Source organism: Amycolatopsis japonica, assembly GCF_000732925.1.
GTDB classification, from domain to species: Bacteria; Actinomycetota; Actinomycetes; order Mycobacteriales; family Pseudonocardiaceae; genus Amycolatopsis; species Amycolatopsis japonica.
Window position 1 is genome coordinate 8820976 of sequence record NZ_CP008953.1, and the last position, 12614, is coordinate 8833589.

Genomic DNA, 12614 nt, shown 5'->3' on the forward strand with positions numbered 1-12614 from the left:
ACCGGGAACGACGCTGTTCCGATGCGGGCTTCGATGCCGGCGACCGAATGGCTTCGCACACCGGCGGGAAGACCGGTGTGCAGGTTTTGGGATTCCCCGAGAGTAGCCGGATGACCGGCAGGTAACCGAGAGCTGACCTGTCGGTTCTCTCACAAGAACGATAAGGGAATCGATTCAGTATCACCGGAATGGGCCATACGCAGAAATTCTTCCGGTGATCGATGGCACAGCCGGCAGACGAATCGGACATGAGAAAACCCGGCACGAGGTCTCGTGCCGGGTTGTTCTGTGACCAGGATTACATTAATCGGCCCGCCGAAATGGACTAAACCATTCTTGTATTGGTCCAGGCCATTTCAGGATTTAGTTGGGGCTGATCCACTGGCCGGTGGCGGAATCGATCTTCGCCACTCCTTCGAGGGTTTCGGTGCCTTCGCCACCCCACGCCGCGTCGCCCGCCGGGTCGCCTTCGGCCGCCGGAGCGCTCGTGAAGGCCGAGTCGATGTCGTTGTTGACCAGGCCGCTGCCGACCTCGGACCACTGGCCGGGGCCGGTGTGCTCGTAGGTCTTGGAGTTGCCGGAGGCGTCGGTCTCCACCGCGATGTCGGCGCTGCCGTCGCCGTCCTTGTCGGTGAAGGCGATCGTGCGGCCGTCCTCCGTGTGGACGATGGCGGTGTCCGGGGTCCCGTCGTTGTTGGTGTCGACGGTGGGCGGGCCGACCTCGACGTCGCCGCTGGGCATGTCGGCGTGCATGGTGCCGCTGGTGCCCGCGTCGGAACCGTCGTCGTTGCCGCCGCCACCCGCCTCGACCCAGGAACCGGACGCCTCGTCGTAGACGGCTTCCTGGACGACCTTGCCGTTCTCGTCGAGCACCGCGTACTGGTCGGCCTCGCCATCGCCGTCGCTGTCGACGAACGCCTGGCCGGTGCCGTCCTCGTGCTGGATGACGGCGGCGTCGTTCACGCCGTCCTTGTCGAGGTCGTAGTTGAGCTCGGCCTGGTACTCCTCGCCGTCAACGTGGACGGTGACCGCTTCGGTGGAGCCCGACTCGGTGTCCGTGCCGCCGCTCTCGTCGACCCACATGGGATAACCCCCTCGTTGACCTGCTGGTGTGTCGAAGCTTAAGACTCACCGTAAGCCGGTTCGGTTCCGGTCCACAACAGGACCACCCGCTGGGGCAGGCTGGCCCAGCGCGTTTAGTCCTCTGGATGCGGTACTTGCACGTGCAAGTACCGCATCCAGAGGACTAAACGCGGGTGATCAGGCGTCGCGCAGTGACCGAATGCGTCCGAGCAGTGCCTCAGCGCGGTCCCGGCCGTCCGAGACGTCCTTCAGGCGCTTCGCGACGACCGAGATCTTCTTCGCCCGTTCCTGCGCGCCCATCTTGATCGTCTTGTCGACTTCCTTCAGCTCCGCCTCGATCGCGTCGATGCGGCGGCCGAGGGCTTCGTCGAGCGCCATCGAAAGCTGCTGTTCGGCTTCGATCAGCTGCTCCGCGACGAGCTGGTCCAACGTGGACCGCGCGTCGGCGATCGCCTCGACCAGCCATTGCTTCATGTGCTGCTTGTCCGACGCGTGTTTGCGGGTCCGCGCCATCCACCAGCCTGCACCGAGCCCGATGATGATCGTGGCGGGCAGGATCACCGGGTTCAGGATCGCGACACCCGCCAGCGGCAGCGCGGCGACCTTCCCGGCGCCGAGACCGCCGGAAACCCCCATGAAGATGAGCAGTTTGTCCTCGGCCGTCGGCGGTTTCTTGTCCGGCGGGCGCAGCACGACCGGCGGGCCGCCCGCCCTGGCGAACTGGCCTCGGATGATGTCGAGCTCTTCGGGCGAGAACAGTTCGGCGAGCGCGACGTTGGTGACCTGGTTGAGCCGCTGGGAGAGCAGCATCGAGATCCGCTGCGACGTCGTCTGCAGCGCGATGTCGACCTGCTGGGGCAGCGCGGCGAGATCGTCCCGTTTCGCGCCGTCGATCCGCTGGCGGAAGTGGGTCGACGCGTCGCGCATCTGCCTGCTGGTCTCGTGCCCGACCTCGACACGGGTCCTCTGGATCTCCGCACGCAGTTTCAGCTGCCAGCCGCGGGTCGAAGACCGGCGTTCGGTGGTCAGATCGTCGCGGCGCTGGCGCAGTTGCTCCGCTTCGGCCTCGCCGGCGGACAGCGCGCGGCTTTCCGCCTGGAGTTTCGCCTTGAGTTCGCCGAGCGCGCTCGACAGCGCGCGCAGGGTGTTGGCCTCGCCCAGCATCGCCGAACGGCCGACCAGCATCTCCTGCAACGCGCCCTGCAGCGCGGCGATGCCCGCCTTCTCGCGCAGCATCATGGCCATCTGCTCGTTCGGGGCCTTGGCCGCCGTTTCGAACATGCGCGCGGACACCGGGTGGAACACCGCGTCCGCGAACCGGGGGGCGTGCTCGGCGAGCAGCCGCCGGTCGGCTTCGAGGACTTCGCGCCAGCCGCGGAACTGGTCGGTCTTGGTCAGCGCGAACAGCACGGTCTCGACGCGCTCGCCCATGTCCTGCAGGAACTGCAGTTCCTGCGCGGTGAACGGCGAGGAGGAGTCGACGACGAACAACAGCGCGGTGGCGCCCGCGGCGGCCTCCTTCGCCAGCTCGCCGTGCATCGAATCGAGCCCGCCGACGCCCGGGGTATCCACAATGGACACTCGTTCGAGCAGCGGGACCGGGCCGGAGACCTCGACGTACCGCGGCGGGATCTGCCCTTCCGGCAGTTCGTGCGCCGCCGAGACCCAGTGGATCAGGTCGTTCAGGTTGATCGGCACCGGCGCCAGCTGGCCCGGGTAGCAGGCCTGCGCGGACCACTGCTCGGCGTGTTCGAAGACGAGATACGTCGCCGTGGCCACGTCGGCGTCCACAGGGGACAGTCCCGGCATGGACAGGAGCGCGTTCACGAGCGAGCTCTTGCCGCGGTTGGTCTCGCCGACCACCACGACCGACGGCTTCTTCGGCCGCGTCTTCCGGATGTCCTCGACCCATTTCGCGGCCTGAGGATCGGCTTCACGGACGACGGTGAGCAGCTGCTCGCGGGTGCTCTTCACGACCGCGGGCAGGTTGGCCGCCGCGCTCGGAGCGGTCACTGTGCCTTCTTCGCGTAGACGATGACGATCGGCGCGCGCAGCACCCGGTCGTGATCGGCGAACCCGACGACCTCGGTCTCCGCGACGAGCCCTTCGAGTGCCGGATCCTCGGTCGCGACCGCGCCGCCCGCCTCGTGCACGGCGGGGTCGAACCGCTCGCCGTCCGGACGCAGGGCACGGACGCCGATCGCGGCGAGACCGTGTTCGAGCCGCTCGACGACACCGCCGCTGCGGGCGCGATCGAGGGCGTACAGGCACATCTGGATCAGTGCCTGCCTGTCGGCGAGAGCCTGTTCGAGGTCGGCCGGACCCGTGGTCGTGGACTCCACATCGGGTTTCGACGCGGCTTCGACCTCAGTGGTTCCCTCGGACGGCGAAGTCCCGCCATCCGCTTCGGCGATGATCGCCGCCGAGATCTGGCCGGTCGGCACATCGTCCGGATTTTCCTCGTCGACCGCCTTCTTGCGCAGCCAGGCACCCACCGATTCGACCCCCGTAACTGATGTCCCGGGCTTACCGATCAGCCCGGGGAGATTTCACCAGTGTCGGCCACCCGCCCGGCCGCCGGGGGCGGAATCGCCAGAACGGGACGAAGGAATCTGGCGATCAGCTCCTTCATCACCGCGAGTTCCGCCGCCGGATCGAGGTCCGGCTCCAGAATCACGCGGGAGAGCGGCGCGTCGACCAAAGCGACGAGCCAGCTGGCCACTGTCCGCGGGGGCAACCCGGGGTCGATCCGGCCCGCGTCCACCGCCCGCGTCACGAGGAGGGTGAGCCCGTCGCGCAGGGCGCGGTCGTTGCCCTGGACGAGCTCGGCCAGGTCGGCGTCGCGGGAGCACTGCGCGGCGACTTCGAGGACGAGTTTGGCCGCGACCGGGTGCAGCAGCTGCTCGGACACGTGCGCGACGACGTGGAGGATCGACTCCCACGGGTCCTCGATCTCCCCGGCGGCCGCGAGCAGGGCCGCGGTCTCGTCGGCGTCCTGCTCGAAGATGCCGACGAACACCGCGCGTTTGTTCGGGAAGTAGTGGAACAGGCTGCCGGTGCTGATCCCCGCCGCGCGGCAGATCTCCGCCGTCGTGGTCTTCTCGAAGCCCTTCTCCGAGAAACGCCACGCGGCCGCGTCGAGGATGGCGCGGCGTTTGGCCTCGTGTTTGGCGGGGTCGACCGTCCTCATTTCACCGCCGGGGGCTCGTCGAGCCACGGGTAGCCGTACTCGAGAAAGGCCTTGGCGACGGCCTCGCGGTCGACGTCGCCCTTCTGCCGCGCCAGTTCCCTGCCGTCGGCGGCGAGCAGGACGAGCTCCTTGCCGTCGAGGAAGACGGCCTCCAGCTCGGCTTCGTACGCGCGGCTGCGGCCCTTGGTGGTGAGCGTGATGCGGGTCGGCGTCACCTTGACGATCAGCCGTTCGTGCGCCCAGACCGCGGCGAACAGCAGGCCGAGGACCAGGCCCACGCCGATTCCGACGACCGTTGCCCAGGGCTGGGGGATGTTCGAGACCAGTTGGAACGGGCCCTTGAACGGGATCCAGCTCAGGGACGCCACCCAGCCCGAGATCGACTGGAGGAACCAGCCGAGGGCGGCCCCCGCCAGTGGGCAGCCGATCCAGGAGGCCGTGCGCAGCCACTGGGGCTCGTCGACGATCGTTTCCATGCGCCCATTATTAGACCGAGCGCTCGGTTTATCAATCCGGCCCGCATTTAGTCCTCTGGATGCGGTCATTGCGCGTGCAAGGACCGCATCCAGAGGACTAAATGCGCGGATCGCGGGAGGTCAGTCGCGGATCTGCTGCCAGATGAGGAAGTAGGCCCGGTGCACGACGTGCGCGACACGGCTTTGGGCGGGCGTCGCGCCGAAGGACGCGAAGGAGCGCCACCAGCCGGCGCGTTCCAGGGCGTGGGCGGCGAGATCGGCGCGGGGAGCGCCCGGCTTGCCGAGCTGGGCGCCGATGTCGGCGTTGCTGCCGACCCGCAGGACCTCCTCGGACAGGTCCTCGGGCATGTCGACCGCGCCGGACGCGACCAGGGTGAGCGCTTCGAGCAGGCGCAGCTGATGCGCCTCGGGCTTGGCGAGCAGGACCTCGATCGCGTCGTGGACGCGCTGCCGCTCGGCCGGATCGCCGGACGCGTGGGCCAGCGCGGTGACCGAAGCGAGCGCGGCGGCGGCCTTGATGCCGTCGGCTCGGGCGGCGAAGACGATGCTCAGCCGCTGGCGGACGGCTTCGAGCCCGGAGGCGTCGAGCAGCTTCCGCCGCAGCGAGCCCGCGGTGATCTCGGGTTCCTTGCGGATCGCCTCGACGGCGTACCGGACGCCGAACAGGTCCAGTTTCTCCAGCAGCCGCAGCCGGGTGCCCGCCGCGACGTCGCATTCCCAGCTGGTGAAGATGTCCGCCGAGATCAGCATGGTCTCGAGGATGTCGTCGTCCATCTCGGCCAGCTGGCGCAGCGCCTCGGCGTCGGGGGAGGTGAACCCGCCGGACTCGGCCGACTCCGCGATCAGCCCGATCACCGGCAGCACGTCCGCGACGCGGGGTTTCAGCGTCGCGGCCTGCTTCTCCGACAGCAGTGTCGCGGCCTTCCACACGTCGCCGCCCGAGCCTTCGACCGACTCCGGCGCGATGGTGTCCGCCTTGTTGAGCACCGCGATCGCGTTGACCGGGCCCGCCTCGCGGCTCGCGGTCGCGGCGGTGAACGCGGCCAGCGCCTGCTGGTCGTCGGCGCGCACGCCCTGCGTGACCACGTAGAGCACGGCCTCGGCGCCCGCGACCGCGTTGCGCGAGGTGTCGTCCAGCTCGTCGGAGCCTTCTTCTTCCTCTTCGTCATCGTCGGGCTTGCGGTGCTTCGCCGCGCCCAGCAGCTCCTCGGTCCGCGACACCGAAGCGGCGTCGAGCGAGCCGAGGCCCGGGGTGTCGATGACGGTCATGCCCTGCAGGACCGCGTTGGTGAGGTACGCCTCGATATGCGAGACCTGGTCGATGTCGATGCCCAGCTCGGCCGGGATCATCCCGTCGGCGGAGAAGGGCAGCACCTGTTTGCGGCCGTCGTTGAAGACGATCTCGACGCGGTCGACCGTGCCGTACTGGAACCGGGTGACCAGCCGCGTGCACTCGCCGACGTCGGTCGGCGCGACCCGGCGGCCGATCAGGGCGTTGACCAGGGTGGACTTCCCCGATTTGATCCGGCCCGCGACGGCGACCTGCAACGGGCCGCCCAGCCTGCGCAGCACTTCGGCGAAACCCGCCGCGGTCCGCGCGGACACCTGGGGCTGGAGGCGATGGCAGAGATTCGCCACCGACATCGACAACGGACCGGCGAGACGGCCCTGCTCCGTCGCTGAGGTCACGGCGCCCACCCCTCCCAGTCGTCGAGCACGCCGAGGAGAATCGTGCCATGCCGCTCATCCTCGGGTCGCACCGAAGGTGGTACCGGCGACCGACGCGCGAACGGCATCGCCCGACATAGTGTTACCAGGTGCGACGGTTAAGCCTCTGGATGCGTGCCCACCCCATGGCCGGGGACAGCTTCATCGCCGTCGCCCTGCTGCTCACGGACCTGCTGTTCTTCGTGGCGGCGGCCGAGACGCCCGAAGTCCCGATGCCGCCCTGGTACGTGGTCCTGCCGCTGGACATCGCGATGGTCGCGCCGCTGGTCTTCCGGCGGAAGGCGACGCTGTGGTCGGCGTACCTCCTGCTGCTGATCGGCATCCCGCACAGCGCGCTGGAGCTGGGCGCGGCCAGCGCGTTCGCGATGATGATCAGCATCTACTCGGTGCTGGTCTACGTCGGGCGCAAACAGGGGCTGCTGTACCTGCTGGCGACCGTCGTCGTCTCGGGGCTCCAGCTGTGGATCGACACGCCGGAAGACGTGTGGATCCTGGCGATCATCGCCCTTTTCTCCACCGCGCTGTGCTGGACGCTCGGTGAGTTCGCCGGCGCGAGGCGCGCCTATCACGAGGAGGTGGAAGCCAGGTTGCATCTACTTGAGACGGAACGGGACCAGGCGACCAGGATCGCCGTCGGCGAGGAGCGCGGACGTATCGCCCGTGAGCTGCACGACGTCGTCGCGCACGCGGTGAGCGTGATGGTCGTGCAGGCCGACGGCGCGTCCTACGCGGTCGACGGGAATCCCGAGATGGCGAAACGAGCCCTGCAGACGATTTCGGAGACCGGCCGCGGCGCGCTCGCCGAACTGCGGCGCCTGCTGGACGTGCTCCGCAGCGACGGCGACGACGAGCCGCGCGTGCCGCAGCCGGACGCCAGCGCGCTGACCGACCTGGCGGACCGGATCCGCCAGGCGGGGGTGCCGGTGACGCTGGCGATCGGGCCGGAAGCGCTGGCCGGGCTGCCCGCCGGTGTCTCCCTCGGCGTGTACCGGATCGTGCAGGAATCGCTGACGAACACGCTGAAACACGCCGGTCAGGGCGCACAGGCCGAGGTGGTGGTGCGCCGCGAGGCCGACGTGATCGACGTCAAGGTCACCGACGACGGCGCCGGCCGCGCGAAACAGCTGGTGCCCGCGGCGACGAAGGTGGCGGCGCACACCGCGCCGCCGCGGAAGCTCACCGTCCCCGGTGGGAACGGATTGATCGGAATGAGGGAACGGGCGAACGTCTTCGGCGGCACGCTGGAGGTCGGCCCCGCTCCCGGTGGAGGGTGGCAGGTGCACGCGAGGCTCCCGGTTAGGTTGGCGACGTGATACGGGTGGTGGTCGTCGACGACCAGGAATTGATGCGCGTCGGGTTCCGGATGGTCCTGGGCGCGCAGGCCGACATCGATGTCGTCGGAGAGGCGGGGGACGGCGCGCAGGCGATCCGGCTCGCCGAGGAACTGCGGCCCGACGTCGTGCTGATGGACGTCCGGATGCCGGTGCTGGACGGGGTCGAAGCGACGAAGCGAATCGTCGAGGCCGGGACGGCTCGGGTGCTCGTGATGACGACCTTCGATCTGGACGAGTACGTCTATTCGGCGTTGCAGGGCGGGGCCAGCGGGTTCCTGCTGAAGGACACGCAGCCGGATCACCTGGTGTCGGCGCTGAGGGCGGTCGCTTCGGGTGACGCCGTCGTCTCGCCTTCGGTGACCCGGCGGTTGCTCGACCGGTTCGTCGGCGGCGGCGGGAAGCCGATGCGCGACGCGGCCGAGCTCGATGTCCTCACCGAACGGGAGCGGGAGGTGCTCGTGCTGATCGCGAAGGGGCTCTCGAACCTGGAGATCGCCGAGACGCTGTTCCTGTCCGAGGCGACGGTGAAGACGCACGTCGGGCGGATTTTGTCGAAGCTGGACCTGCGCGACCGGGTGCAGGCCGTGGTGCTCGCCTACGAGACCGGGCTGGCGCGTCCCGGGGTCACCTGAGCCTCTGCGCCACTGTCACACTCGCTCGCCCCTGCAGTACGTGAAGGCCCCCTTCACTGCGCTAGACGCAGTGAAGGGGGCCTTCAGGTACTTGGGGAAGGTGTGAAGGTCGAGTTTCCTCGGCTGAGCCGAGGGAAGGGGGCCTTCGCGCGCAACTGCTGGGGCTGGCGACCGCGAGTCCCTTCGGAAAGCCGGATCTCGCGTGATGCCAGCCGGATCAAGCGTGATTGGAGCCGGAACACACGGAAAAGTGGTCATTCGGTGAGCACTTTGCGGTGGATCCTTCTTCTCAGAGCCACTACCTGAGGAGAACGAAATGCTGCGAGGTCTCACCACCACCACGTTCTACGCCGACGACCTGGCCGCCGCGATCGAGTGGTACTCCGGCCTTTTCGGAATCGAGCCGTACTTCGTCCGCAACGGTCCCGACGGCACGCCGGCGTACGCCGAGTTCCGGATCGGCGACTACCAGCACGAGTTCGGCCTGGTCCGCGGGGACTTCCGGCCGCCGTCGGCTCAGCCGGGCCCCGGCGGGGCCATCGCGAACTGGGCCGTCGACAACGTCGAGGACGCCTTCGCGAAGCTGCTGGAGAAGGGCGCGAAGGAGTACGAGCCGATCATCGAGCGCGGGCCGGGCTTCGTGACCGCGGCCGTCGTCGACCCGTTCGGCAACGTCCTCGGCGTCATGTTCAACCAGCACTACCTGGACGTGCTGGCCGGGAAGAAGTAGCTCCCCGGCCGGCACGATCCCTCAGCGGTACAGCGCGTGATCCGCCGTCGCGGTGTCCTTGCCCGGCTCCCTGACTTCGGCCATCCACTTGCCGAAGTCAGGGCGTGAGCCGTCGACGTCGGTCAGGCCGTACTCGTTCATCAGCGTCCACGACGCGAGCGTCTTGCCGGCGAACCGCGAGACCTCCGGGTCGGTCGCCAGCTTCGCGACACCGCGCCCGAGCAGCGCCGGGGTCTCCGAGATGGCGAAATCGACCGGGGCGGTCTTGCCGACCGCGTCACGCCACGTCTCCTCGGTGACCCCGAAGTGGTCGAGCATGGCTTCCGAACGCAGGAAGCCCGGCGTGACGGTCATGCCGACGCAGCCGTACTTCTCGAGTTCGGCGCCGAGTGCCCTGCCGATCGCGCGGATCCCGCATTTCGCGAGGAAGTACGGGATCCCCGCGCCGACGTACTCGTCGTGGTCGCCGTCGGTGACCTCGATGACGAGGCCGCCTTCCCGCCGCACGACCAGCGGGAGCAGCCGGTGCAGCGCGATCAGATGCGTGTCGATCGCGTTGTGCACCAGCGTGAGCGCGTCGTCGAGGCTGGAGTCCCAGTACGCCCCCTCGAAATCCGCGAACGGGTCACCGCCCCACACGTCGTCGACCAGGACGTCGATCCGGCCGTCCACTTCGGACTCGATCCGCGCCTTCAGCGCGTCCACATCGGACACGACGGTGAAGTCGGTCCGGACGGGGATCCCCCGGCCGCCCGCCGCGTCGACGAGCTCCGCGGTGTCTTCGATCGTCTCCGACCGCTTCATCGGCGACTGGTGCTCCCGCGTCGTGCGGCCGGTGACGAACACCGTCCAGCCGAGCCTGCCCAGTTCCACCGCGATCGCCCGGCCGCAGCCCCGCGTCGCCCCCGTGACCACGGCCACTTTCCGGTCCATTCAGGACACTCCCTTCCACGCGGTCAGCACCGCGTCCACGTCTTGCCCCAACCGTTCGGTGATCCGTCCTTTCGGCCGGATCGACCAGTCCAGCGCGGCCCCGTTCGCCACCCCCAGCAGCACTCGCGCGGCGCGGACGACACCCGGCGCGCCCGGCAGGTCACGCGTCGCGGCGCGCACCAGCCTGCGTAATTCCGCTTCCACGGCGGTGAAATGTTCACCGAGCAGGGCGCGCAGCTCCGGATCGCCGATGTCCACCCCCAGCTGCCCGAGATGGTTCGCCGCGGTCTCCGCGTCGCCCAGGCCCTCGTAGACCACGACGACCGCCGCCCGCAGTGCTTCCACGGGATCGGCCAGCTCGCCGCATTCCCGCATCAGCCCCACGACGGATCGCGTGTTCGCCCGGCTCAACGCCAGCAGAAGACCGTTCTTCGAACCGAACCGCTGGGCGACGGTGCCGACCGCGACCCCGGCCTCCGCCGCCACCTGGGCCAGCGTGAAACCGGGGCCGACCTTGCCGATCACGGTTCCCGCCGCGGTCAGCAGTCGTTCGTCGGTGATGCTGCGGGGCCTCGCCATGCGATTATTGAACCACGGTTCATTAACCCTGGCGAATCAGGGTCACTCTCAGGGGTATCACCGATCGCGTACGCCGCCGGAAGACGGCAAGCTACGTCTCAGGTCGGGTATCAGGTTGGCACCTCAGGATGACGCGCTCGGCCACCCACATGGACGACGATTGTTCTCGCAGTCGCCGAGGGGAGCAGACATGATCGAGGCAGCGGGCCTCACCAAGCGGTACGGCAAGACACTGGCGGTGAACGACCTGTCCTTCTCCGTCGCGGCGGGTGAGGTCACCGGGTTCCTCGGCCCCAACGGGGCGGGCAAGTCCACGACCATGCGGATGATCCTCGGTCTGGACAACCCGACCTCGGGCCAGGTGCGCATCGGGGGCAAGCTCTACCGCGACCTGAAAGACCCGCTGCGGACCGTCGGCGCGCTGCTGGACGCCAAATGGGTGCACCCCAACCGGTCGGCGCGGGCGCATCTGCGGTGGATGGCGAAGTCCAACAAGATCGCGGAGAGCCGGGTCGACGAGGTGCTCGAGATCGTCGGGCTCACCAGCGTCGCCGGGAAGCGCGCCGGTGGTTTCTCCCTGGGGATGTCGCAGCGGTTGGGGATCGCGGCGGCACTGCTGGGCGACCCGGAGGTCCTTCTGTTCGACGAGCCCGTCAACGGCCTCGACCCCGAAGGCATCCTCTGGATCCGGAAGTTCATGCACCGGCTGGCCGACGAAGGCCGCACGGTATTCGTTTCCTCGCACCTGCTTTCGGAGATGGCGCTGACCGCGAGCCACCTGGTCGTGATCGGCAAGGGGAAGCTGATCTCCCAGTCCTCCACCGAGGATTTCGTGGCGCGGGCCGCCGAGAACACGGTCAAGGTCCGGTCGCCGCAACTGCCCGCGCTGCGCACCGCGCTGACGCAGGCGAGCGCTCAGGTCACCGACGCCGACCGAGCGATCGTGGTGTCCGGTTTGGACAGTGACAAGATCGGCGAGATCGCCGCGGCCAACCAGATCGTGCTGCACGAGCTCAGCCCGCAGACCGGCTCCCTGGAGCAGGCCTTCATGCAGATCACCGGCGATTCGGTCGAGTACCACACGGGTCTCGAAGCCGAAGCCGCCGAAGTGGTCACCGCCGCCCAGTAGCCGTCCACTCTTCTGAGGAAAGAAAAGCCATGACTCTGCTCGCCGTGGAACGCATCAAGCTGTTCACCACCCGCTCACCCTGGTGGTGCGCGCTGGCCGCACTCGCGGTCGTGATCGGCTTCGCCGCCATCGTCTCCGGTGCCGCGCCCGCCGGGGAACTCACCGACGTCAGCCTGACCCAGTTCGGTTACGGGTTCGGCATGGCCGTGATCATGGTGCTCGCCGCGCTTTCGGTGACCACCGAATACCGTTTCGGAACCATCCGGACCACCTTCCAGGCCGTGCCGAACCGCACTTCGGCGCTGCTGGCCAAGACCGGCGTCGTCGCGACGCTGTCGCTCGTGATCGGCGAGATCGCCGCGTTCGGCGCCTGGGGCCTCGCTTCGATCATGCGGCCGGAAGACCTCATGCTGGACACCACCGCGGAGTGGGTCAGCGTCGCCGGGGTGGGCGTGGTGTTCGCCCTCGCCTCGGTGATCGCGATCGCCGTCGGCATCCTGATCCGGCACAGCGCCGGCGCCATCTCGCTCGTGCTGATCTACGCCCTCGCGGTGGAGAACCTGATCCAGCTGATCCCGAAGATCGGCAAGGACATCTACGACTGGATGCCGTTCCACGTCGCCGACCGGTTCCTCACCGGGGGCCCCGCCGCGGCGGACGCGCCGTTGAACCAGGCAGGCTCGCTGGCCTACTTCGCCGGTTTCGCGCTGGTGCTGCTGGCCATCTCGCTGGTCGTCGCGAACAAGCGCGACGCGTAAGGACTTCCACAGGGGAGAAAGCCGGACGTCTCACTCGGGGGA

General features: G+C 68.6%; 13 protein-coding genes. 5 read left to right on the top strand and 8 right to left on the bottom strand.

Going from position 1 to position 12614, the window contains the following annotated elements; all coding sequences use genetic code 11:
• Window positions 1–363: 363 nt before the first annotated feature.
• From AJAP_RS41115 to AJAP_RS41140, 6 genes are all read right to left on the bottom strand, one after another.
• The gene (locus AJAP_RS41115; protein ID WP_038521816.1) at window positions 364–1083 is read right to left on the bottom strand and encodes a hypothetical protein; all 720 of its coding nucleotides are present in this window, start codon (window positions 1081–1083) and stop codon (window positions 364–366) included.
• 177 nt (window positions 1084–1260) lie between these two features.
• Entirely contained in the window at window positions 1261–3096 is a 1836-nt protein-coding gene (locus tag AJAP_RS41120; RefSeq protein WP_038521819.1) for a dynamin family protein, read from the bottom strand.
• Window positions 3093–3578 (bottom strand): nucleotide exchange factor GrpE, encoded by a 486-nt coding sequence (grpE, locus tag AJAP_RS41125; protein WP_038521821.1) that lies wholly within the window; start codon window positions 3576–3578, stop codon window positions 3093–3095. The genes AJAP_RS41120 and grpE overlap by 4 nt, the downstream gene beginning before the upstream one ends.
• Before the next feature lie 38 nt (window positions 3579–3616).
• The gene (locus AJAP_RS41130; protein ID WP_038521824.1) at window positions 3617–4273 is read right to left on the bottom strand and encodes a TetR/AcrR family transcriptional regulator; all 657 of its coding nucleotides are present in this window, start codon (window positions 4271–4273) and stop codon (window positions 3617–3619) included.
• Window positions 4270–4749 (bottom strand): YqeB family protein, encoded by a 480-nt coding sequence (locus AJAP_RS41135; protein ID WP_038521825.1) that lies wholly within the window; start codon window positions 4747–4749, stop codon window positions 4270–4272. The genes AJAP_RS41130 and AJAP_RS41135 overlap by 4 nt, the downstream gene beginning before the upstream one ends.
• Before the next feature lie 120 nt (window positions 4750–4869).
• A complete protein-coding gene (locus AJAP_RS41140) occupies window positions 4870–6393 on the bottom strand; it encodes a dynamin family protein (RefSeq protein ID WP_143202509.1) in 1524 nt (507 codons plus the stop codon).
• A 194-nt stretch (window positions 6394–6587) separates the two neighbouring features.
• Here AJAP_RS41140 and AJAP_RS41145 point away from each other — a divergent pair, with 194 nt between their 5' ends.
• The 3 genes from AJAP_RS41145 (at window position 6588) to AJAP_RS41155 (ending at window position 9173) form a co-directional block, all read left to right on the top strand.
• Window positions 6588–7790 carry a histidine kinase gene (locus tag AJAP_RS41145; protein WP_443111207.1) on the top strand — a complete coding sequence of 401 codons (1203 nt, stop codon included), beginning with the start codon at window positions 6588–6590 and terminating at the stop codon, window positions 7788–7790.
• A complete protein-coding gene (locus AJAP_RS41150) occupies window positions 7787–8443 on the top strand; it encodes a response regulator (protein WP_005167029.1) in 657 nt (218 codons plus the stop codon). Before AJAP_RS41145 ends, AJAP_RS41150 begins: the two co-directional genes overlap by 4 nt.
• Before the next feature lie 316 nt (window positions 8444–8759).
• Entirely contained in the window at window positions 8760–9173 is a 414-nt protein-coding gene (locus tag AJAP_RS41155) for a VOC family protein (RefSeq protein ID WP_038521830.1), read from the top strand.
• 21 nt (window positions 9174–9194) lie between these two features.
• Here AJAP_RS41155 and AJAP_RS41160 read toward each other — a convergent pair whose 3' ends face one another.
• Complete coding sequence (locus tag AJAP_RS41160) at window positions 9195–10106, bottom strand: SDR family NAD(P)-dependent oxidoreductase (protein ID WP_038521833.1); 912 nt, start codon at window positions 10104–10106, stop codon at window positions 9195–9197.
• Complete coding sequence (locus tag AJAP_RS41165) at window positions 10107–10685, bottom strand: TetR/AcrR family transcriptional regulator (protein ID WP_038521836.1); 579 nt, start codon at window positions 10683–10685, stop codon at window positions 10107–10109.
• A gap of 190 nt (window positions 10686–10875) precedes the next feature.
• Here AJAP_RS41165 and AJAP_RS41170 point away from each other — a divergent pair, with 190 nt between their 5' ends.
• On the top strand, window positions 10876–11814 hold the full coding sequence (locus AJAP_RS41170; RefSeq protein WP_038521839.1) for an ABC transporter ATP-binding protein: 939 nt from the start codon (window positions 10876–10878) through the stop codon (window positions 11812–11814).
• A 29-nt stretch (window positions 11815–11843) separates the two neighbouring features.
• Window positions 11844–12572: an ABC transporter permease gene (locus AJAP_RS41175; protein WP_038521842.1), complete on the top strand. Its 729-nt coding sequence runs from the start codon at window positions 11844–11846 to the stop codon at window positions 12570–12572.
• Window positions 12573–12614 lie beyond the last annotated feature (42 nt).